The sequence below is a fragment of the Nocardia sp. NPDC050697 genome (genome assembly GCF_040654395.1).
Lineage (GTDB): Bacteria > Actinomycetota > Actinomycetes > Mycobacteriales > Mycobacteriaceae > Nocardia.
On the sequence record NZ_JBFAHY010000008.1, the window covers coordinates 337,578 to 360,384 of the forward strand.

Below are 22,807 nucleotides of genomic sequence, written 5' to 3' on the forward strand. Positions count from 1 at the left end.
GTCGACGCTACTCCGGAACGCGCTCCACCACGGCGAATCGACGCAGCTCGAGGCTGGGATTGGCGCGCCGGACGGAGTCGAGCAGCTCGGCGTCGACGGCGGCGGTGAGCACGCCGGGGTCGGCGCCGAGCTCGGCCAGCACCGCGCCCGCCGGGTCGACGATCATCGAGGCGCCCGCACCGCGCGGCTCGGCCTGGTCGGCGGCGGCGACGTAGACGGTGTTCTCGATGGCCCGCGCGCGCAGCAGCGTCGTCCACTGGTCGACCTTGCCCGGCCCCGGAATCCACTGCGCGGGCAGCAGCAGCACCCGCGCACCGGCCGCGGCCACCCGCCGCGCGCCCTCGGGGAAGCGCAGGTCGAAGCAGGTCTGCAGCCCGAAGACGGTGTCGCCGACGGTGAACACCGGCGGCTCGGTGATCGCGCCCGGCTTCACCACCTCGGATTCGCGGTGCCCGAAGGCGTCGTAGAGGTGCACCTTGCGGTAGGTGGCGACGAGTTCGCCGCCGGGCGAGAGCACGACGAGGGTGTTGTGGATCCGCTCCGGCTCGTCCGGCACCTCCTCGACCATCCCGGCCACCAGGTGCACCCCGAACTCCCGCGCCAGCTCGCCGAGCCCGGTGACGAAGGGCCCGCCGAGCGGCTCGCGGACCGCGACCACCCGCTCGTCGAGCCTGGTCACCGCGTACATGGCGTACTCGGGGGCGAGCACGACGGCCGCGCCGCGCGCGGCGGCCTCGGCGACCGGCTCGCGCAGCGCGCGGAGGTTGGCGGCCGGATCGGTGGAGGGCGCGAACTGGACGACCGCGACGATCGGTGACGACATGTCCCCACGGTATGGCCCGGCTGCGGGTGAGACCACCGCCACGCAGTAAACTGCTGGTCAATGAGCATCAATGAGGTCGACACCGTTCCCGGCGACAACGGGGACCCCCGCGAAGGCGAGGGTTCGACCGGCGATTTCGCGACCGGCAGCCCGGTCACCGCGGCGACGCACGGTTCCACCGGCAGTACCGAGGGTAGCGACACCGCCGAGACCAGCGCCGATTCGCCCGCCGAGCCGGCCGCCGACGCCCCACCCACCTTCGCCGAACTCGGCATCGACGACCGGATTCTGCGCGCCATCGCCGATGTCGGCTACGAGTCGCCGTCGCCGATCCAGGCCGCGACCATCCCGCCGCTGCTGGACGGCGCCGACGTGGTCGGGCTCGCGCAGACCGGCACCGGCAAGACCGCCGCCTTCGCCATCCCGATCCTGATGGGGCTCGACCCCGCCGACCGGCAGCCGCGCGCGCTGGTCCTCGCGCCCACCCGCGAGCTGGCCATCCAGGTCGCCGAGGCCTTCGGCCGCTACGCCACGCACATGCCGGGGCTGCACGTGCTGCCCATCTACGGCGGGCAGAGCTACGGCGTGCAGCTCTCCGGGCTGCGCCGCGGCGCCCAGGTGGTGGTCGGCACCCCCGGCCGCGTCATCGACCACCTGGAGAAGGGCACGCTCGACCTCTCCGGGCTGCGCTACCTGGTGCTCGACGAGGCCGACGAGATGCTCAAGATGGGCTTCCAGGAGGACGTCGAGCGCATCCTCGCCGACACCCCGGACGAGAAGCAGGTCGCGCTCTTCTCCGCGACCATGCCCGGCGCCATCCGCAAGATCTCCAAGCAGTACCTGCACAATCCGGTGGAGATCACGGTCAAGGCCAAGACCTCGACCAACACCAACATCACCCAGCGCTGGGTGCAGGTCTCGCACCAGCGCAAGCTGGACGCGCTGACCCGGATCCTGGAGGTCGAGTCGTTCGAGGCGATGATCCTCTTCGTCCGCACCAAGCAGGCCACCGAGGAGCTCGCCGAGAAGCTGCGGGCCCGCGGCTTCTCCGCCGCCGCGATCAACGGTGATATCGCGCAGAACCAGCGCGAGCGCACCATCGGGCAGCTCAAGTCCGGCGCGCTCGACATCCTGGTCGCCACCGACGTCGCCGCCCGCGGCCTCGACGTCGACCGCATCTCGCACGTGGTGAACTACGACATCCCGCACGACACCGAGTCCTACGTGCACCGGATCGGCCGCACCGGCCGGGCCGGGCGCTCCGGCGAGGCGCTGCTCTTCGTGGCGCCGCGGGAGCGGCACCTGCTCAAGTCGATCGAGCGCGCCACCAGGCACCCGCTCATCGAGATGCAGCTGCCCAGCGTCGACGATGTGAACGCGCAGCGGGTCAGCAAGTTCGGCGACGCCATCACCGACAACCTCGCCTCGGAGAACCTGGCGCTCTTCCGCACCCTCGTCGAGGAGTACGAGCGCGAGCACAACACGCCGCTCATCGATATCGCGGCGGCGCTCGCGGTCGGCTCGCACGACGGCAAGAACTTCTTCATGCAGCCCGAGCCGGAGCCGGTCGAGCGCCCGCGCCGGGAGCGCCCCGAGCGGCAGCGCGGCTTCGACGACGAGGGCGGCGGCGGCCCCAGCCATCACCGCGGCACCGGCGCGGAGCTGGCGACCTACCGGATCAGCGTCGGCAAGCGGCACCGCGTGGTGCCCGGCGCGATCGTCGGCGCCATCGCCAACGAGGGCGGGCTGCGCCGCAGCGACTTCGGGCACATCAGCATCCGGCCGGACCACAGCCTGGTCGAGCTGCCCGCGAACCTGCCCGCCGAGACGCTGGAGGCGCTGCGCCGCACCAGGATCAGCGGCGTGCTGATCCAGCTGCAGCTGGACCACGGAGCGCCGCAGCACCGCTCGATACCGCGCGGGCCGCGCCGCGAGGGTCCCCGGCGCGCACCGGAGCGGCGCAAACCGCGGTCCTGATCCCCCGTTTCGCGCGGTGAGCACCGTAGTGTTGCCGTCGATTCGCCGACACCGGTGAGCCCGCGACGAGACAGGAGGGCCGCGTTTGCTCGTCATCGGTGACGTGGTCGTCGCCGCACCGGCCGACCTGATCGCTGCCGCGCGCTGCGAATTCGCGGTGCTGCGCGCCCTGGACGCCGAGATCGCTTCGCCGCGTGCGGATTCCGCGGCCGAGCGGGATCGGCTGCGAGCCGCGAACGAGCGCACGCTCGCCGCGCTGCGCCGCGGGGCGGCCGAGATCACCGATGCCGTGCTCTTCGACGGCCGCACCGCCGCCACGGCGGAGCGGCTGCTGCGCGCGGACCACCGGGTGCGCTACACCCCGGCCACCGCCGACGCCGCCGACCCGGTGCGCGCCGCGCTGGAGCTGGCGGCCTGCGCCGACCTGCTGAGCGCCGCGGGCGCGCTGCCCGCACCGGTGCTGCGGATCGGCGGCGCCGACTTCCCGCTCGGCTCCGCGCTCCCGGTCTACCTGGCGCGGCGGGAGCGGTTCGAGCACATCGTGGCCGAGCAGTCCGCCGAGCTGCTCCCGGTGCAGTGGGGCGACCCGCGCTACCTGGCCTGCGGGCGCTGCGCCGCCTGCCGGGCGGCGGCGCGCACCGCGCGGGACGTCGGGCTGGTGGCCGGGATCGACCCGGGCACCGCGGCGCTGCTGCGCGGGTCGGGGATCGGCACCGTCGACCGGCTGGCCCGCTCCACCGCCGAGCTGCCCGGGCTGCCGGTGCGCACCGCGACCGCGCTGCGCAGGCAGGCGCGGGCGCAGGTGCGCGCGGAGGCCGCCGGGCACCCGGTCGCCGACACCGCGGGAGCCGACGCGCTGGGGGCGCTGCCGCCGAGCGCGCCCGGCGATATCGGGATCGCGGTCGCGCCCGGCCCGGCGCTGCTGGTGGCGGGGCCGGAGCTCGCCCTGCGAATACCGTTCGGCGCCAGCGGCTTACGGCCGGTGCTGGAGCGGCTGCGGGCCGGGATCCCCGGTGCGCACCTCTACCACCACGGCGCCGAGGTGCGGGCGCTGCTGCACGCGCACCAGACCGGCCCCGGCGACGAGGAGCTGCTGGAGGAGCTCTTCGCCGCCGACGCCGTGGTCGACCTCGCACCCATCGTGCGCTCCACCCTGGTCCTCGCGGGCGAACCGGAACCGCCCCCCGAGCCGGTGCTGCCCGGCGTCAGGGCGCCGGTCTACCGCGTCGCCCAGGTCGCCGCCGCCCTGGACCGCCTGGCCTCCCCGGACGCCGCCGCGCCGCCGCTCGATCAACCCGAAGCCACCGGCCGAACCTCGGCCCCGGCTGCACCCGCCGCGGAGACCGACGCCGACCGCGTCCTGCGGATCCGCGCCGCGCTCCGCGCACTCGCGGACCGCTACGGCATCCCGCCCCGCCCCGCGCTCCCCCGCGCCCCCGACCCGGACGGCCCCTCCTCCCTGGAGGCGGCGCTGGCCGAGTTCGCCCGCGCCCGCGCCGACGCCGCGCACCCGGCGGCGCTGCTCGCCGACGCACTCGGCCACCACCGCAGGCAGCGCGGCCCGCTCTGGGACGCGCACCGCGCGCGCCGCGCCGACCCGGTGGCGGACTGGGCCGACGAGCCGGGCGTGCTCGTCGCCGAGTGGGGCACCGTCGACACCAAGTGGCACCGCCCCCCGCACGGCACCGGGTTGCGCCGCTACCTCACCCTCACCGGCCGCTTCGGCACCGGCGCCGGCAGCCACCTCGGCTCCACCGTCCCCGCGCCGGGCACCCCCGTGCACGCCTACTACGACCAGCCCGACCCCGCCGCCCCCGGGCTGCGCACGATCACCGCCGCGGTGGTGCTCGGCTGCTCCCCCGACACCGAGTTCGCCGACACCGTCCGGCTGGAGGAGGTGCTGCCCGAGGGCAGGGAGCCCTCCGACGCCCTGCCGATCGCGCTCGCCCCGCGGCCACCGCGCCCGGACCCCGCGGTCGACCGCGCCCTGGAGGAGCTCGCCGACACCGTCCTGGTCACCCTGCCGGACATGCCGGCGGGCGCCCCCTTCGACCTGCTGGCCCGCCGCCCGCCCCGGCTGCGCCGCGGTCTCAGGGGGCTGCCCCCCGTGCACGGCGACCACGCCGCCGCCATCACCGAGGCGGTGCGGATACTCGACGATTCGGTGCTCGCGGTGCAGGCGCCGTCGGGCACCGGCAAGGTCTCCACCATCGCCAGGGTGGTGGCCCGGCTGCTCACCAGGGACCGGCTCCGGATCGGGATCACCGCACCGGACGGCCACGGCACCGTCGAGCAGCTGCTGGACGCCGTCGTGCGCGCCGGGGTGCTGCCCGAGCTGGTGGCCAAGAAGGACGTGATCTCGGTGGCCCCGGAGTGGGCGGTGATCGACGGCGCCCGCTACCCGCGCTTCCTGGACACCGCGGTGAACGGCTGCGTCGTCGGCGGGCTGCCCGCCGACTTCGCCGACTCCGCGCAGGTGCCGCGCGGCGCGCTCGACCTGCTCATCGTGGCCGACGCGGGCCGCTGCGCCCCGGCCGACGCGCTGGCCGCCGCGGTCAGCGCCCGCTCCCTGCTGCTGCTCGGCGACCTGGAGCACGCCGGCCCGCCGCGCTCCGCGCTCGGGCTGCGGATCGGCCCGCACCGCACCGTCCCCGCCGCCACCGGCTACCTGCTGGATCGCACCTGGCGGCTGCACCCCGCCGTCTGCGGCCCGCTCTCCGCGCTCTGGTACGACGGGCGGCTCGGCGCCGCCGAGACGGTGACCGGCGGCCGCGCGCTGGACGTGGTGCCGCCCGGCATCGAGACCGTGCTCATCCCGCACCGCGGCCACAGCACCGTCTGCGAACCCGAGGCGCGGGAGGTGGTGCGGCGGGTCCGCACCCTGCTCACCGGCACCTGGACCAGCGGGGGAAGCGCCCGCAGGCTGCACCCGCACGACATCTTCGTGGTGGCGCCCTACGGCCCGCAGGTGGCGCTGATCCGCACCCTGCTGGAGCGCGCCCGGATCGACGACGTGCTGGTCGGCACGCCGGAGCGGTTCCGCGGCCGGGAGGCGGCGGTGGTGCTGGTCTCCGCCACCGTCTCGGCGCCGGTGGACGCCCCCGGCGCGGTGCGCGAGCTGGTGGCCACCCGGCTGCTGCGCGGTGCGCTCGGCCGCGCGCTGTGGCATGCCACCATCATCCGCTCGCCGCTGCTCACCGAGTACCTGCCCGCCGACCCGGCCGAACTGGCCGAACTCTCGGCGCTGCTGCGGCTGCGCTGAATTCGCCCGCACAATTCCAGCCGGAAGTTTGTGAGCAATACCAGCGGTCAACGGATAAATAGACCAAACGGTATGCGAACAATTGTCACCACGGCCGGACCTGATTCAGCCGAAGCACTTTCCCTCGCCGCGATAGGTCGGCACCTCGGTACGGCCGCCGTCGGCGTCGACGAGGAAGAGCCGGTCGAAGCGCTCGCACAGCTCGCCCGCCTTGGCGTGCCGGAACCAGACCCGATCGCCGAGCCGCAGCCCGCGCGCCCCGGCCAGCGGGGTCTGCACCTCGCCCGCGCCCTCCGCCCCGAGCAGCCGCAGCCGCCCCGGCCACACCGGCTTCGGCACCCGGGCGGCGCCGGCCGGGCCGGAGGCGATGTAGCCGCCCGCGAAGACCGTCGCGATCGACGGCGTCGGCCTGCGCAGCACCGGCAGCGCGAAGTAGAGCGCGGGGCGCGGGGTGAAGGAGCGGTAGTTGTCGAAGAGCGTCGGCACGTACAGCCCGGACCCGGCGGTCACCTCGGTGACCGCCGCGCTCCCCGCGCTGACCTCGACCGAGCCGGTGCCGCCCGCGTTCACGATCTCCAGCTCACCGGCGACCGCGCGCACCGCCTCCACCACTCGCGCCCGCCTGCCCGCGATCTCCGCGGCCGAGGCCCGCTTCACCAGCCGCACCGCGGGGTTGGCATCGGGCAGCCCGGCGATCTGCGCCTCGTAGGTCATCACCCCGACCACCGCGAAGCCCGCGCGCCGCGCGGCGTAGGCGAGATCCGCGGCCTGCTCCGGGGTGCGCAGCGGGGAGCGGCGCACGCCGAGGTGCAGCGGGCCGATCCGCAGCGAGGCGTCCACGTCGAGGCAGACCCGCAGCCCCGCCCGGCCGCCGGTGGCGGCGGCGATCAGCTCCAGGTGCGCGGGATCATCGATCATCAGGGTGACGGCGGCGCGGGCGGCGGCATCGGCGGCGAGCTCGGCCAGCGCCGCGCGATCCACCGTCGGGTAGCCGAGCAGCACATCCCCCGCACCCGCCCGGACCAGCCACAATGCCTCGCTGAGCGAGTAGGCCATAATGCCGCGGAAGCCCCCGGCGGCGGTGAGCCCGGCGCCGAGCACCTCCTCCAGCACCGCGCGGCAGCGGACGGATTTGCTCGCCACCCGGATGGGGGTGCCGCCGGCGCGGCGCACGAGGTCGGCGGCGTTGGCGCGCAGCCGGCTCAGATCGAGCGCGGCGAGCGGGGGGTCGAGATCGGCCGTCGCGGCATGCAGGCGGGCGATCGGCGGGGTCGCGGCCGCGGGCCGCGCGAGGTCGATGGCGGGCACCCGATAATCAGACCACCCATTTGGTCAAACGTCCAGCAAAGCGCCGATCAGCCCTCCGCGGCGCGCGCGGCGAGGCTGCTCACCAGGTCGTCCAGTACCACCAGCATGGTCTCGTCGTCGCAGTCGGCGAGCCAGCGCAGCACGGTGCCGTGCAGCACCGACACGGCGTACGCGGCCACTGCCTCCACCGGCTCGAGCCACTGCATGCCGGAGCGCTCCGCGCAGAGCTCGAGGAAGGCGACCATCTGCCGATCCATCTCGGCGAAGATCCCGGCCGCACCGCCGGCGGGCAGGCAGCCGGCGCCGTTCTCCCAGCGCAGCCGCAGCGACTGCAGCGTGCCCTCGTAGGCCTGCACGTGCTTCACCGGCGCACCCTTGACCAGCGGCCAGTACGCACTGATCCCGGCGTGCAGCAGCACCCGCAGACCGCGGACGCCGCCGTGATCGAGCGAAGCGGCAGCCTGCTCGACCGCTTCGCAGATCGTCGGCCGAAGCCGGGTCTTCACCATCTCTCCCCGTACGCTCAACAACGACTCCCTCGACAGAACTGGAGCACCGGAAACCGAACGCTCATCCCCGAAATTGCGAGACTCCCGGTCTATCATCCGGCAATGGTAAGTGCTTTCAGGGTTTGAGCCCAGCGCTCACCGGTTATTCCAGACTAAAAGAATGTTTTGTTATCCAACCGGAACGCCTTCGCAATCGACCATGCTCGCCACCATCCCCGCGGGGAGCATGCTCCTGACCGTCGGCGACCGACGGCCGACGTGGGCAGATCACTGGTACCGTCACGTCGAGGGTCCACTCTACGGCCGAATCCGGACCACGCTGTCCGGATGTGCGCGATGCCACAGACTACATCGATTCGTTGCAGAACGCGCACATCGGCCCGGACTCGCCGGTAACCGTTAGCCTGAGCAACGTGACCGTCTCGCCCTCCGCCGACCACCTGCGGCTCTCCGGCACCTTCAACTTCCGCGATGTGGGCGGGCTCCGCACCACCGGGGGCGGCACCGTCCGCCCCGGCGTGCTGCTGCGCTCCGCCGCGCTCACCAACCTCGACGCCAGGGGGCACGCGCTGCTCCGCGAACTGGACGTCACCGCGGTGCACGATCTGCGCGGCCTCCGTGAGATCGATCACCTCGGCGCCGACAGCGTCCCGGACGGCGTCCGGCTCGTCGTCACCCCCTTCGACTCCAGGATGGGCGAGGCGCCGCCGCACGACGCGCGGCAGTCCGACACCGCCCGCGCGCACATGCTCGAGGTCTACCGCCTCTTCCCGGCCATGCCGGAGGCGAACCTGGCCATCACCGAGCTGGCCCGCTCGATCGTGGACGGCACCGGCGCCACCCTCGTGCACTGCGCGGCGGGCAAGGACCGCACCGGCTGGGCGGTGGCCACACTGCTGCGCGCGGTCGGCGTCGCCGAGGACGAGGTGCTCGCCGACTACCTGCGCAGCAACGACGCGGTGCCCGCGCTGCGCGAGATGATCACCGCCGCGGTGGCCGACCGCGGGGCCGAGCAGGAGACCGAGATCTCCGCCGACCTGCTCGGGGTGCGCGCGGAGTACCTGGCCGTCGCCACCGACGGCGTGCGCGAGTTCCACGGCGACCCGGAGCGGTACTACGCCGCGCTCGGCCTCACCGGCGAGTTCCGCGACCGGCTGCGCGCCCGCCTGCTCGACTGAGCCGTCAGCGCGCGACGCCCCGCCGGACCAGCCCGTCCGGCTCGATGGTGACCAGGTCGCCGGTGTGGAACCAGGTCCCGGTGAAGCGGGCGGCGGTGGTCGCGGGGTCGTTCCAGTAGCGCCGGGTGACATTGGGCCCCCGGCACAGCAGCTCGCCGTGGCCCGCGTCCGCGCGCGGCCCCCAGAGCGCCAGCTCGGTGCCGCCGAACGGGAAGCCGAGCACGCTGCCCGCCGCCGGGATGCCGCGCTCCGCGGTGTCCTCCGCGGCCAGCCCGATCCCGCTGGTCTCCGTCGCCCCCCAGACCGACCACTGCCTGGCCGCCGGGAAGGCCGCGTGCAGGGCGTCGGCGAGCACGCCGGGCGCGGCGGCCCGGTCCGCCCGGTGCCCGGCCTTGCTGATCCGGGCGACGTGCTCGCGGCCGGCGCCGCCCGCGGTGAGCGCGGGCAGCAGCTCGGTGAAGATCCGCGGGGTGCCGGAGACCATGTCCACCTGCTCGGTCTCGATCGCCTCGGCCAGCCGCCCCCGGTCCGGCGCCAGCACCACCGTCCCGCCGACCGCGAAGGTGGGCAGCACCTGGTCCACGCAGCCGCTCGCGTGCGCCAGCGGCAGCAGCACCAGGTTGCGCAGCCCGTCGGTGGGCAGGTCGAGCGCGGCGACCACCGAGCGGATGGCGGAGAGCAGGTTCTCGTTGGTCAGCTCCACCCCGCGCGGGGCGGGCGAGCCGCTGGTGTAGCAGAGCAGGGCGAGGTCGTTGAGCGCCGCGCCGTCATCGATGAAGGCGGCGCCGTCCGGCATGCCGGACTCGGCGGAGTTCCTGATGCCGCCGGTGCCGAGCACGAAGTCCGCGCTGCTGTCGGCGATCACCCTGGCCGCCGCGGCGGCGGGCAGCGCCGCGTCCACCAGCACCGGCACGGCGCCGCTGAGCAGCGCGCCGAGGAAGGCCTGCACCCAGCGCGCGCCGCCGGGGAGGTGCACCGCCACCCGGTCGCCGTAGCCGATGCCGTGCTCCTGCAGCCCGCCCGCGATCCGGGAGGCGGAGTGCCAGAGCTCGCGGTAGGTGAGCCGCGGGCCACCGATCTCCACCACGGCCTCGCGCGCGGAGAAGGCGTGCGTCTGCAGGTCGAGCAGCTCGGTGAGCGCCGGGGTCAGGTTGCCGTAGCGGAGCACGCCGTCCGCGCCGCGCGCGAGCGGGTTGTCGCAGACTTGCGGCCCCGACAGCGGGAATTCGACGATGAGCTGCTGCGACATGGGTCCTCCGGTGCCTCTGCCGATCAGGCACCTCGACTATATGACCCACATCACAATTTCGTGGCGATAGCCGGAGAACGTGTCCGCCGCTCACGCTCCGGTGTAGGTCGCCTTCCCCGGCCCCTGCTCCAGGAAGCTGCGCACCGCGCCGCGCAGATCCGCGGTCGCGAAGAGCGCGCCGGAGACCTCCGGCGTCACCGAATCCGCGTGCGCGACACCGCCGGAGCGCCAGGCGCCGATGATCTCCCTGGTCGCGGCGTGCGCCCTGGTCGGGCCGTCGGCGAGCCGGGTGACGAGCGCCTGCGCCGCCGCCTCGACATCGTCGTGCACCGCGTTCACCACGCCCCACTCGGCCATGGTGGCGGCGTCGTAGAGATCGGCGGTCATGACGAACTCGCGGGCCCGGCCGGAGCCGGCGCGCTCGGCCAGCCGCTGCGGCCCGCCCATCGACGGGGTCAGCCCCACCACCGTCTCCACCAGCCCGAATCTCGCCTTCGGCGCGGCCAGGATGATGTCGCAGGCCAGCGCGATCTCGAAGGCCGCGGTGAGGGTGAGGCCGTGCGCGGCGAAGACCACCGGGCAGGGCAGCGCCTCGAGCGGCTGGATGATCGTCTCGAAGAGCGAACGCCAGAGCTGGGCGCCCTGCTCCACCGTCAGCCCGTCGAAGACGTGCACGTCGACCCCGCCGGAGACCACCTTGCCCTCGGCGCACAGCAGCACCGCGCGCGGCGGGCGGGCGGTGAGCTCCGCGATATTCGCCACCAGCGCGTCGAAGAGCGGCTGGTCGAAGAGGTTCAGCGGCGGGTTCGCCAGGGTCAGGGTCGCGATCTCGGCGCCGCCGTCGGTGCTGCGTCGTTCCAGGCGTGTCGGTTCGGTTCCGCTCATGTCGGATGAGCGTAGGCGGTCGGTTCACGGTCGGGCGTGCCAGACTGGGGCGCGTGACCACGTCGGCAGAGGATCGGTCCGGTACGCAGGGCAGTTACGTGGAGCCCGGCGAGTTCAAACGGGACACCAACTACATCACCACCAGGGTCACCGCGGACGGCCGCGACGGCTACCCCGTCGAGGCCGGGCGCTACCGCCTGATCGCGGCGCGGGCCTGCCCGTGGGCCAACCGCACGCTCATCGTGCGCAGGCTGCTCGGGCTGGAGGACGCGCTCTCGCTCGGGCTCTGCGGCCCCACCCACGACAAGCTGAGCTGGACCTTCGACCTGGACCCCGGCGGCGTCGACCCGGTGCTCGGCATCCCCCGGCTGCGCGACGCCTACCTGGCCCGCTTCCCCGACTACCCGCGCGGCATCACCGTGCCCGCCGTGGTGGAGATCGCCACCGGCCAGGTGGTCACCAACGACTACCCGCAGATCACCCTCGACTTCTCGACCGAGTGGACCGAGTTCCACCGGGAAGGCGCGCCCGACCTGTACCCCGCGCACCTGCGGGACGAGATCGACGAGGTCGCGCAGAAGAACTTCACCGAGGTGAACAACGGCGTGTACCGCTGCGGCTTCGCCGGCGACCAGGGCGCGTACGAGCGCGCCTACGCCCGGCTGTTCACCCGGCTGGACGAACTCACCGAGCGGCTCACCGCACAGCGCTACCTGGTCGGCGACACCATTACCGAGGCCGATGTCCGGCTCTTCACCACGCTGGCCCGCTTCGACCCGGTCTACCACGGCCATTTCAAGTGCAACCGGACCAAGCTGAGCGAGATGCCGGTGCTCTGGGCCTACGCCCGCGACCTCTTCCAGACCCCTGGATTCGGCGACACCATCGACTTCGGCCAGATCAAGACGCACTACTACGCGGTACACCGGGACATCAACCCCACCGGGGTGGTCCCGGTCGGCCCCGACCTGGCGAATTGGCACACCCCGCACGGCCGCGAGCAGCTCGGCGGGCGCCCGTTCGGCGACGGCACGCCGCCGCCCCCGCCGCGCGCAGGCGAAGAGGTTCCGGCCTTCGGCTGAGCGCGGAACTCCGCGGGCTGGGTACTTCGTTGTCGAGGGGAGCTGTGTCGGCACCGTGCCCTACAGTTCCAACCAGCCGAGCGGGACAGGAGGAGACGCCCATGATGTTCAAGGACGCCTTCGAGAAGACGGTGGTACAGCTGCTCGACACCGGTTCGCGGCTACAGGGCCCCGCGGTGGCCAAGTACGTGAGCCGGCTGCGGCGCGCCCACCCGGACGAGACCCCGGCGCAGATCATCCAGCGGCTGGAGAACCAGTACCTGATGGCCGTCACCGGCAGCGGCGGCGCGGTCGGCGCCACGGCCGCGGTGCCCGGCGTCGGCACGATGGCCGCGCTGGCCGCGGTGAGCGCGGAGACCACCTTCTTCATGGAGGCCTCCGCGGTGTACACGCTCGCGGTGGCCTCGGTGCACGGCATCACCCCGCAGGCGCAGGAGCAGCGCCGCGCGCTGGTGCTCGCGGTGGTGCTCGGCGAGAGCGGCATGGACATCGTGCAGAAGTCCATCGGACACTCGGCCAAGAACTGGGGCACCGCCTTCGCCAAGCAGATCCCCGGGCTGCACGCCATGAACGACTCGCTGCTCAAGCGCTTCGTCCTGCGCTTCATCACCAAGCGGGCCGCGCTCATGGCGGGCAAGGTGGTGCCCGCCGGCATCGGCGCGGTGATCGGCGGCCTCGGTAACCGCGCGCTCGGCAAGACCACGATCGAGAACTCGCGCAAGGCATTCGGCCCCGCGCCGGCGCACTGGCGGGATGCCCCGCTGGTGATCGACGCCGATCCGCTGCCCGCCATCGACCACGGCCGGGGTCAGCGCAAGTCGCCGCCGGCGCGCGCCGCCGGGCACCATCCGGCGCCCACCCGCAAGCCGCAGCCGCCGACGGCGCGATGACCGGAGGCATCGACGCCCGCCCCGCCGCGGGGGCGGGCGGCAACACCGCGCGCCGCACCGATCCGGGCGGCGTGGACGCGCTCGCGGTGCGCGGGCTCGCCGTCCGGTACGGCGCGACCACCGCGCTGGAGAACGTCGAATTCTCGGTGTCCCCCGGCACCGTGACCGCGGTGGCCGGGCCACCGGGGTCGGGCAAGTCCGCGCTGGCCCGGGTGCTGCTCGGGCTGCGGAAGCCGACGCACGGCTCGGTCGAGGCCTTCGGCGCCGCGCCCCGCACCCCGCACACCGTGAACGGCGTGCTCGTCCCGCGCGGGCTGCCCGCCAAGCGCCGGGTGCGTGACCACCTGCTCGCCTTCGCCGCCGCGGCCGACGTGCCGGACGAGCGCGCCGACGAGGTCGCCGCGCTGGCCGGGCTCGGCGACGAGACCCGCACCAGGATCGAGGTGCTCGGCATCGGCGAGCAGACCAGGCTCGCCATCGCCACCGCGCTGCTCCCCGACCCGCGGGTGCTGATCCTGGACGACCCGGTGGACGGGCTCGACCCCGCCGAGCGCGGCTGGCTCCTCGAGCTGCTGCGCCGCCACGCCGAGCGCGGCGGCGCCGCGGTGGTCACCGGCCGCAGCCTGGCCGCGCTGCTGCCCGCCGCCGACGCGCTGCTGCTGCTGGCCGGCGGCACCGCCGTCTACCAGGGCACCCCTGCCAAGCTGCGGCGCGGCTACCCGGACCGGTTGATCGTCGACGCCGCCACCCCGATCGCGCTCGCCACCCACCTCGCCGCGCGCGGCTACACCGACGCGGTGATCCGCCCGGACGGCCGGCTCGCGGTGGCCGAGGCCACCGAGGCGGTCATCAGGGAGGCCGCCGCGGCCGCCCAGGTGCGGATCGCCGCCGTCGTCCCCGACCCCATCCACCCGGACCGGGTGCTGGCCGCGCTCACCGACCGGGCCGCCGCCGCGCCGCGCACCCCCGGCGGCATCTCCGGCGTGCTCTCGCCCTTCGCCGGCCACGCCGCGGTCGGCGCCGGGCGCGTGGAACCGCCCGCGCCGTACGGTGTTTCCCGATGATCGATTACCTGCCGACCGAGCTCCTGCCCGCGCTGCGCGCCGAGCTCCGCAAGATCCTCGGCTTCCCCGGCATCGGCTGGGCCGCCGCCGTCGTGGCCGGCGCCGCGCTGATCGCCACGGTCGCCGCCGCGCTCACCGCGGGGCCGCTCGACCCCACCGGCGAGCCCGCCACCGGCGCCGCCTCGATCGGGCTGTACCCGGCCTTCGCGGTGGCCGCGCTGGCCGCCGCGGTGCTCGGCGTCTTCGTGACCGCGGGCGAGTACTGGAACGGCGGCATGCCGACCACCGTGCTCTTCACCCCGAACCGGGATCGGCTGGCCGCCGCCAAGCTGGCGCTGCCCGCCGCCGCCGGGCTCGCCGCCGCCGTTGTCACCGCGCTGATCGGGCTCGGCGTGCTGGTCGGGCTGGGCCGCGGCAAGGTCGACTTCGGGCTGAGCCTGGCCGCGGTCTTCGGCGGCGGGCTCTACTCGGCGGTCTGCTGGGCCGTGATCGGCGCCGGGCTCGGCCTGGCGCTGCGCAGCGTGGCCGCCGCGCTCGCGCTGCTGCTCGGCTGGCTGGTGCTGCTGGAGCCGCTGATCTGGCTGGTGGCGCAGGCCGCCGAGGCGCAGGGCGTGGTCGCGCTGCTGCCCGGCTCCGCCACCATCTCCATCGTCGCGGTCGGCGCCTTCCCGGAGAGCGGCTTCCTCGCCCCCACGCCCGCCGCCTACGTGGTGCTGCTGCTCTGGGCCGCCGCGCTCGGCGGTTTCGGCTGGTGGACGCTGCGCGAGGCCGAGCTCTAGGTTCTCCCCCGCCCCGCGGGGAATTCGCGTGTCGGTGCCGATCGTTACCGTCGGTGAAGTACCCGCGCACCCGAGGAGGCGGCCCACGAACACCGCGAAGACCGAGCCCGGCTGGATCCGCCGGCTCTGGACCCGATGTCTCGACCATCGCGCCACCGTCGCGGGCATCGCGGCGACCGTCCTGATCGGCGCGCTGGTCGAGATCGCCGCGCCGCTGCTCACCAAGCGCGCGGTGGATGCCGCCGGGGTCGGCGACACCGGGGTGATCGGCACCGTGGCGCTGCTGCTCGCCGCGCTCGCCGCCGGGCGCTTCGCCGCCGCCTTCGGCCGCAGGCTGCTCGCGGGCCGGCTCTCGCTCGACGTCCAGCACGGGCTCCGGCTCGATCTGCTCGGCTCGCTGCAGCGCCTGGACGGCGCCGGGCAGGATGCCATCCGCACCGGCCAGGTGGTGTCCCGCTCGATCACCGACCTGCAGCTGGTGCAGGGGCTGCTGGCCATGGTCCCGCTCTCCGGCATGGCGCTGGTGCAGTTCGTGCTCGCTGCCGCCGTCATGTTCTGGCTGGCGCCGCCGCTCGCGCTGATCGCGCTGCTCGTGGTCCCGGCCATCGCGATCGTCGTGTACCGGCTGCGGCCCCGGCTCTACGCCGCCACCTGGTCGGCGCAGCAGCGCGCCGCCGAGCTGGCCCAGCACGTGGAGGAGACGGTCACCGGCGTCCGGGTGGTGAAGGGCTTCGGGCAGGAGGCCAGGATGGTCGACCTGCTGGAGCGCCACGGCCGCTCGCTCTTCGCCGAGCGCATGCGCGCCGCCCGGCTGAACTCCCGCTTCGCCCCGACCGTCGCCGCGATCCCGCAGGTCGGGCTGGTTGCGGTGATCGGTTTCGGCGGGCTGCTCGCGCTGCGCGGCAGCATCGGCATCGGCACCTTCCTGGCCTTCGCCGCCTACGTCGCCACCATGACCTCCACCGCCCGCACCATGACCTCGGTGGTGATCATGGCCCAGCTCACCAGGGCCGCCGCCGAGCGAGTGAACCAGGTGATCGACACCGCGCCGACGCTCACCGACCCGCCCGCCCCGGCCACCCTGCCGGACGGCCCGCTCGGCGTCGAGATCGAGGACCTGACCTTCGGCTTCGGCCCGGACCGGCCGGTGCTGCGCCGCTTCGACCTCACCGTGCGCCCCGGCGAGACGGTCGCCATCATCGGCCCGGCCGGCTCCGGCAAGACCACGCTCTCGCTGCTGCTCCCGCGCTTCTTCGCGCCGGAGTCGGGGCGGATCCGGCTCACCGCGCCCGGCGCCGAGCCGGTCGACATCGCCGACCTGCGCGCCGCTGACCTGCGCAGCGCGGTCGGCGTGGTCTTCGACGACCCCTTCCTGTTCTCCGACACCATCGCGGCCAATATCGCGCTCGGCCACCCCGGCGCCACCGACAGCGAGATCCGGCACGCGGCCCGGCTGGCCGCCGCCGACGAGTTCATCGCCGAGCTTCCGGACGGCTACGACACCGTGGTCGGCGAACGCGGGCTCACGCTCTCCGGCGGGCAGCGGCAGCGCGTCGCGCTGGCCCGCGCGCTGCTCGCCCGGCCGCGCGTGCTGGTACTCGACGACGCCACCTCCGCCGTCGACGCCGTCACCGAGGCCGCCATCTTCGCCGCGCTGCCGGACCGCGGCGGCCGCACCACCATCGTCCTCGCGCACCGGGAATCCACGCTGGCGCACGCCGACCGGGTGATCCGCCTCCCCGCCCCGGAGCACGTCGCCCCCGAAGCCCTGCCCGAGCAGGCCACCGCTGCCGGAACCCGCCGCAACGGCGCCGGTTTCGCGGGCGCGGCGGCCGGGCTCGGCGAGACCCCCGAGCTGCGCCGCGCCCTGGACCGGCTGCCACCCGCCACCGAGCAGCCGGGCGCGGACGGGGAGCGGCTACGCGCCCCCGACCCCGGTTTCCGGCTGGCCCGGCTGCTGCGCCCGGTGCGCACGCTGGTGCTCACCGTCATGGGGCTGCTCGCGCTGGACGCGGCGCTCGGCATCGCCTTCCCGCCGCTGGTCCGCTACGCGCTGGACAGCGGCGTCGGCCGCGGCGACACCGGCGCGCTGGAGCGCGCCGCGCTCATCGGCGTCGCCCTGGTGGCGGCGGGCTGGCTGGTCGCCGCGGCGACGACGGTGCTCACCGCGCGCACCGGCGAGCGGGTACTCTTCGGGCTGCGCGTGCGCAGCTACGCGCACCTGCAGCGGCTCGGGCTGGACTACTACGAGCGCGAGCTCTCCGGCCGGATCATGACCAGGATGACCACCGACGTCGACGCGCTCTCCACCTTCCTGCAGACCGGCGTCGCGACCACACTGATCGGCGGGCTCACCCTGGTCGGCATCGCGGCCGCGCTGATCGTCATCGACCCGGTACTCGCCGCCGTGGTGCTGGCGACGCTGCCGCCGCTGATCCTGGCCACCGTGGTCTTCCGGCGCTTCTCCTCGACCGCCTACGCCGTCTCCCGGGAGCGGGTCTCCACCGTGAACGCCGACTTCCAGGAGAACGTGAGCGGGCTGCGCGCGGTGCAGGCCAACCGGCACGAGCCCCGCGCGGCCAGGCGCTTCGCCGAGTACTCGCGCGGCTACCGGGACAGCAGGCTGCGCGCGCAGACCGCCATCGCGCTCTACTTCGCCTTCGTGGTGGCCTGGGCCGATCTGGCGCTCGCCGCGGTGATCTACGTCGGGGCGCGGGAGGTGGCGGCGGGCACCGCCACCGCGGGCACGCTGGTCGCCTTCGTGCTGTACCTGCAGCTGCTCTTCGGCCCGGTCACCCAGCTCTCCCAGGTCTTCGACGGGTACCAGCAGGCGCGGGTCGGGCTGCGCCGGATCGGCGAGCTGCTGCGCACGCCCTCCTCGCTCGCCGCCGACCCGGTGGACGCGGTGCCGATCGAGGGCGGGCTGCGCGGGGCCGTCGCGCTGAGTGACGTGCGATTCCGCTACCCCGGCACCGACCGGTTCGCCCTGGACGGGGTCGAGCTGGACATCCCGGCGGGCTCCACGCTCGCCCTGGTCGGCCCGACCGGTGCGGGCAAGTCGACGGTGGTCAAGCTGCTGGCCCGGCTCTACGACCTCCCCCCGGACGGCGCGGGCGGTGCGGTCGAGGTCGACGGTGTCGATATCCGCGACTACCGGCTGGCCGAGTACCGCGCCCGGCTCGGCATCGTGCCGCAGGAGGCTCACCTCTTCGCCGGCGACGTGGCCAGCAACATTGCATTCGGGAAACCTTCCGCAACCGACGCGGAAATAGCGGACGCCGCGGCGGCGGTCGGCGCCGCCGACATGATCGCCGCGCTGCCGCACGGGATGCGCCAGCCGGTCGGCGAGCGCGGCCGCGGGCTCTCGGCCGGCCAGCGCCAGCTCATCGCGCTCGCCCGCGCCGAGCTGGTCCGCCCCGACCTGCTGCTGCTGGACGAGGCGACCTCCACGCTCGACCCCGCCGCCGAGGCATCGGTGCTGGCAGCGGCCACCTCACTGGCCCGCGGCCGGACCACGGTGGTGGTCGCGCACCGGCTCGCGACCGCCGCCAGAGCCGATCTGATCGCGGTGGTGGAATCCGGACGTATCACTCAGCTCGGTCCGCACGATGCCCTTGTAGGGGCCGATGGGCCCTATGCCCGCCTCTGGGCTGCCGCTCAGGGAACCGGGGGAATATTCTCGGTGGAGGACGAGTCGTCGACAACGAGGGCCGGGGCTGACCGGTAGTCGGTGAATCCACCGATTTGCTGCGGGGCCTATCCTCGAACAGGGCGCACCGGCGCGTATCCGCCGGTCCCCCGCCGGGCACGTCACAAACGTCGCAGCGCGAAGAACGAAATGAGGCGAACACCTGCTGTGAGCAGTTCAACTTCCCAGTTCGGACAGAACCAGTGGCTAGTCGACGAGATGTATCAGAAGTTCAAACAGGACCCATCATCGGTCGACGAGAGCTGGCACGAGTTCCTGGCGGACTACACCCCGGAAGTCAGCGCCGATTCCGAGCAGGCCGGCCCGGCCGCGAGCTCCGCCGGTTCCGCCTCGACCGGTAACGGGGCCGCCCGCTCCGGCGCCAACGGCTCGGCCCCGAAGGCGCAGCCCGCGCAGGCCAAGGCCACCCAGCCGAAGGCCGAGCCCGCCGCCGCGAAGGCCGAGCCCGCGAAGACTTCGGCGGCCAAGACGTCGCCCGCGAAGGCCGAGCCCGCGAAGACTCAGCCCGCCAAGGCCGAGCCCGCGAAGGCCGCCGCCAAGCCCGCGGCCGAAACCAAGCCCGCGGCGAAGGCGCAGCCCGCGCAGCAGGCGCGCACCCCCAAGACCACCCCCGCCCCGACCTCCAACGCGGCCCCCACCTCGGGCAAGCCCAAGCCGGAGAGCGCCGAGGACCAGTCCAAGGTGCTGCGCGGCGCGGCCGCCGCGGTCGCCAAGAACATGTCGGCCTCGCTGGCCATCCCGACCGCCACCAGCGTGCGGGCCATCCCGGCGAAGCTGATGATCGACAACCGCCTGGTCATCAATAACCACCTCGCCCGCACCAGGGGCGGCAAGATCTCCTTCACCCACCTGCTCGGCTACGCGATCGTGCAGGCGGTCAAGAAGTTCCCGAACATGAACCGGCACTTCGCCGAGGTGGACGGCAAGCCGAACGCGGTCACCCCCGCGCACACCAACCTCGGCCTCGCCATCGACCTGCCCGGCAAGGACGGCAACCGCTCGCTCGTCGTCGCCGCCATCAAGGGCACCGAGGAGTTCTCCTTCGGCCAGTTCCACACCGCCTACGAGGACATCGTGCGGCGCGCGCGGGACGGCAAGCTCACCGCCGAGGACTTCTCCGGCGTCACCATCTCGCTCACCAACCCCGGCACCATCGGCACCGTGCACTCGGTGCCGCGGCTGATGAACGGCCAGGGCGCCATCATCGGCGCCGGCGCCATGGAGTACCCGGCCGAGTTCCAGGGCATGGCCGACGAGCGCATCGCCGACCTCGGCGTCGGCAAGCTCATGACGCTGACCTCGACCTACGACCACCGCATCATCCAGGGCGCGGAGTCCGGCGATTTCCTGCGCACCATCCACCAGCTGCTGATCTCGGACGAGTTCTACGACGAGATCTTCCACGGCCTCGGCGTGCCGTACGAGCCGATCCGCTGGCGCAAGGACGTGCGCGAGCGCGGCGTCGACAAGAGCGCCCGGGTGCTCGAGATGATCGCCGCCTACCGCAACCGCGGCCACCTGATGGCCGACACCGACCCGCTGCGGCTGGTCAAGGACAAGTTCCGCAGCCACCCCGATCTGGATGTCACCCAGCACGGGTTGACGCTGTGGGATCTGGACCGCGAGTTCAATGTCGGCGGCTTCCACGGCCAGGAGCGGATGAAGCTGCGCGACGTGCTCTCCATCCTGCGCGACGCGTACTGCCGCCACGTCGGCGTCGAGTACACCCACATCCTGGAGACCGACCAGCTCCAGTGGATCCAGGACCGGGTCGAGCAGAAGCACGCGAAACCCACGGTCGCGCAGCAGAAGTACATCCTGAACCGGCTGAACGCGGCGGAGGCCTTCGAGACCTTCCTGCAGACCAAGTACGTCGGCCAGAAGCGCTTCTCGCTGGAGGGCGCCGAGGCCGTCATCCCGATGATGGACGCCGTCATCGACCAGTGCGCCGAGCACTCGCTGGACGAGGTCATCATCGGCATGCCGCACCGCGGCAGGCTGAACGTGCTGGCCAATATCGTCGGCAAGCCCTACTCGAAGATCTTCACCGAGTTCGAGGGCAATATGAACCCGGCGGGCACGCACGGGTCGGGCGACGTCAAGTACCACCTCGGCGCGCAGGGCACCTACCTGCAGATGTTCGGCGACAACGAGATCGAGGTCTCGCTCACCGCGAATCCCTCGCACCTGGAGGCGGTCGACCCGGTGCTGGAGGGGCTGGCCCGCGCCAAGCAGGACCTGCTGGACAAGGGCGACGGCCCCGAGGGCTTCTCGGTCATGCCGCTCATGCTGCACGGCGACGCGGCCTTCGCCGGCCAGGGCGTCGTCGCGGAGACGCTGAACCTCTCCGGGCTGCGCGGCTACCGCGTCGGCGGCACCATCCACATCGTGGTGAACAACCAGATCGGCTTCACCACCGCGCCGGAGAACAGCCGCTCCACCGAGTACTCCACCGATATCGCGAAGTTCATCGGCGCGCCGATCTTCCACGTCAACGGCGACGACCCGGAGGCCTGCGACTGGGTGGCCCGGCTCGCGGTCGACTTCCGGCAGAAGTTCCGCAAGGACGTCGTCATCGACATGGTCTGCTACCGGCGCCGTGGGCACAACGAGGGCGACGACCCCTCGATGACCCAGCCGTCGATGTACGACGTCATCGACACCAAGCGCTCGGTCCGCAAGGCCTACACCGAGAGCCTGATCGGCCGCGGCGACATCTCGCTCAAGGAGGCCGAGGACGCGCTGCGCGACTACCAGGGCCAGCTGGAGCGGGTGTTCAACGAGGTTCGCGAGCTGGAGAAGTTCCCGCCGGAGCCCAGCGAGTCGGTCGAGGACGACCAGAAGGTGCCCTCCACGGTGCAGACCGCGGTGGACAAGTCGGTGCTGCAGCGCATCGGCGACGCCTTCCTGAACGTGCCGGACGGCTTCAATGTGCACCCCAGGGTCAAGCCGGTGCTGGAGAAGCGCCGCGAGATGGCCTACGAGGGCAAGGTCGACTGGGCCTTCGCCGAGCTGCTCGCCTTCGGCACCCTGATCGACGAGGGCAAGGCGGTCCGGCTCACCGGCCAGGACTCCCGCCGCGGCACCTTCACCCAGCGGCACTCGGTCATCATCGACCGCAAGACCGCCGAGGAGTACACCCCGCTGCACAACATCGGCAGCGAGAACCCCGGCTGGTTCGCGGTGCACGACTCCGCGCTCAGCGAGTACGCCGCCGTCGGCTTCGAGTACGGCTACTCCCTCGGCAACCCGGAGGCGCTCGTCCTCTGGGAGGCGCAGTTCGGCGACTTCGTCAACGGCGCGCAGTCCATCATCGACGAGTTCATCTCCTCCGGTGAGGCCAAGTGGGGTCAGCTCTCCGACGTCGTGCTGCTGCTGCCGCACGGCCACGAGGGCCAGGGCCCCGACCACACCTCCGGCCGGATCGAGCGCTTCCTGCAGCTCTGCGCCGAGGGCTCGATGACGGTCGCCGTGCCCTCGACCCCGGCGAACTACTTCCACCTGCTGCGCAGGCACTCGCACGACGGCATCCGCCGCCCGCTCATCGTCTTCACCCCGAAGTCGATGCTGCGCAACAAGGCCGTGGTCTCGGACGTCAAGGACTTCACCGAGTCCAAGTTCCGCTCGGTCTTCGACGAGCCCGCCTACGAGACCGGCACCGGTGACCGCTCCAAGGTCAAGCGCGTGCTGCTCACCAGCGGCAAGCTCTACTACGAGCTGGCCGCCGAGAAGACCAAGCAGAAGCGCGAGGACGTCGCGATCGTCCGGGTCGAGCAGCTCTACCCGCTGCCCAAGTACCGGCTGAACGAGGCGCTCGACGGCTACCCCAACGCCACCGACCTGGCCTGGGTCCAGGAGGAGCCGGCCAACCAGGGCGCCTGGCCCTTCTTCGGCCTGAACCTCCCCGAGCTGCTCCCCGAGCGGTTCGGCCGGCTGCGCCGCATCTCGCGGCGGGCCATGTCGGCGCCGTCGTCGGGGTCGAGCAAGGTGCATGCCGTGGAGCAGGCGGAGATCATCGAAGAGGCGTTCGCGCCGACGAAGTAGTTGTTCCTCTTTCGGGCCGGGCGCTTTCGGGTGTCCGGCCCGAAGTCT

14 protein-coding genes are annotated in these 22,807 nt (G+C 73.3%); 9 read left to right on the plus strand and 5 right to left on the minus strand.

Going from position 1 to position 22,807, the window contains the following annotated elements:
• Nucleotides 1–7: 7 nt before the first annotated feature.
• Nucleotides 8–823, minus strand: a complete 816-nt coding sequence (locus tag AB0H71_RS26810; protein ID WP_357026242.1) for a carbon-nitrogen hydrolase family protein — start codon at nt 821–823, stop codon at nt 8–10.
• A gap of 60 nt (nt 824–883) precedes the next feature.
• Here AB0H71_RS26810 and AB0H71_RS26815 point away from each other — a divergent pair, with 60 nt between their 5' ends.
• A complete protein-coding gene (locus tag AB0H71_RS26815; RefSeq protein WP_357026244.1) occupies nt 884–2,800 on the plus strand; it encodes a DEAD/DEAH box helicase in 1,917 nt (638 codons plus the stop codon).
• 85 nt (nt 2,801–2,885) lie between these two features.
• Entirely contained in the window at nt 2,886–6,062 is a 3,177-nt protein-coding gene (locus AB0H71_RS26820; protein ID WP_357026246.1) for an AAA domain-containing protein, read from the plus strand.
• Between the two features lie 105 nt (nt 6,063–6,167).
• On the opposite strand, the gene AB0H71_RS26825 is transcribed toward AB0H71_RS26820, so the two are convergent.
• Both AB0H71_RS26825 and AB0H71_RS26830 read right to left on the minus strand, forming a co-directional pair.
• On the minus strand, nt 6,168–7,370 hold the full coding sequence (locus AB0H71_RS26825) for an amino acid deaminase/aldolase (protein ID WP_357026248.1): 1,203 nt from the start codon (nt 7,368–7,370) through the stop codon (nt 6,168–6,170).
• A 47-nt stretch (nt 7,371–7,417) separates the two neighbouring features.
• Complete coding sequence (locus tag AB0H71_RS26830) at nt 7,418–7,897, minus strand: TetR family transcriptional regulator (RefSeq protein WP_357026249.1); 480 nt, start codon at nt 7,895–7,897, stop codon at nt 7,418–7,420.
• Between the two features lie 395 nt (nt 7,898–8,292).
• On the opposite strand from AB0H71_RS26830, the gene AB0H71_RS26835 reads away from it, so the two are divergent.
• A complete protein-coding gene (locus AB0H71_RS26835; RefSeq protein WP_357026251.1) occupies nt 8,293–9,057 on the plus strand; it encodes a tyrosine-protein phosphatase in 765 nt (254 codons plus the stop codon).
• A gap of 4 nt (nt 9,058–9,061) precedes the next feature.
• Here AB0H71_RS26835 and AB0H71_RS26840 read toward each other — a convergent pair whose 3' ends face one another.
• Nucleotides 9,062–10,306 carry an AMP-binding protein gene (locus AB0H71_RS26840; RefSeq protein WP_357026253.1) on the minus strand — a complete coding sequence of 415 codons (1,245 nt, stop codon included), beginning with the start codon at nt 10,304–10,306 and terminating at the stop codon, nt 9,062–9,064.
• A 90-nt stretch (nt 10,307–10,396) separates the two neighbouring features.
• Nucleotides 10,397–11,191: an enoyl-CoA hydratase/isomerase family protein gene (locus AB0H71_RS26845; protein WP_357026255.1), complete on the minus strand. Its 795-nt coding sequence runs from the start codon at nt 11,189–11,191 to the stop codon at nt 10,397–10,399.
• A 53-nt stretch (nt 11,192–11,244) separates the two neighbouring features.
• Between AB0H71_RS26845 and AB0H71_RS26850 the strand changes: the two genes are divergently transcribed.
• The 6 genes from AB0H71_RS26850 (at nt 11,245) to AB0H71_RS26875 (ending at nt 22,759) form a co-directional block, all read left to right on the plus strand.
• Nucleotides 11,245–12,273 (plus strand): glutathione S-transferase C-terminal domain-containing protein, encoded by a 1,029-nt coding sequence (locus tag AB0H71_RS26850; protein ID WP_357026257.1) that lies wholly within the window; start codon nt 11,245–11,247, stop codon nt 12,271–12,273.
• 104 nt (nt 12,274–12,377) lie between these two features.
• Complete coding sequence (locus AB0H71_RS26855; protein ID WP_357026365.1) at nt 12,378–13,163, plus strand: hypothetical protein; 786 nt, start codon at nt 12,378–12,380, stop codon at nt 13,161–13,163.
• Nucleotides 13,160–14,227: an ABC transporter ATP-binding protein gene (locus AB0H71_RS26860; RefSeq protein ID WP_357026259.1), complete on the plus strand. Its 1,068-nt coding sequence runs from the start codon at nt 13,160–13,162 to the stop codon at nt 14,225–14,227. Before AB0H71_RS26855 ends, AB0H71_RS26860 begins: the two co-directional genes overlap by 4 nt.
• Nucleotides 14,224–15,006: an ABC transporter permease gene (locus tag AB0H71_RS26865; protein ID WP_357026261.1), complete on the plus strand. Its 783-nt coding sequence runs from the start codon at nt 14,224–14,226 to the stop codon at nt 15,004–15,006. Before AB0H71_RS26860 ends, AB0H71_RS26865 begins: the two co-directional genes overlap by 4 nt.
• Before the next feature lie 34 nt (nt 15,007–15,040).
• Nucleotides 15,041–18,733, plus strand: a complete 3,693-nt coding sequence (locus AB0H71_RS26870; protein ID WP_357026367.1) for an ABC transporter ATP-binding protein — start codon at nt 15,041–15,043, stop codon at nt 18,731–18,733.
• Nucleotides 18,734–18,844: 111 nt separating this feature from the next.
• The gene (locus AB0H71_RS26875) at nt 18,845–22,759 is read left to right on the plus strand and encodes a multifunctional oxoglutarate decarboxylase/oxoglutarate dehydrogenase thiamine pyrophosphate-binding subunit/dihydrolipoyllysine-residue succinyltransferase subunit (RefSeq protein ID WP_357026263.1); all 3,915 of its coding nucleotides are present in this window, start codon (nt 18,845–18,847) and stop codon (nt 22,757–22,759) included.
• Nucleotides 22,760–22,807 lie beyond the last annotated feature (48 nt).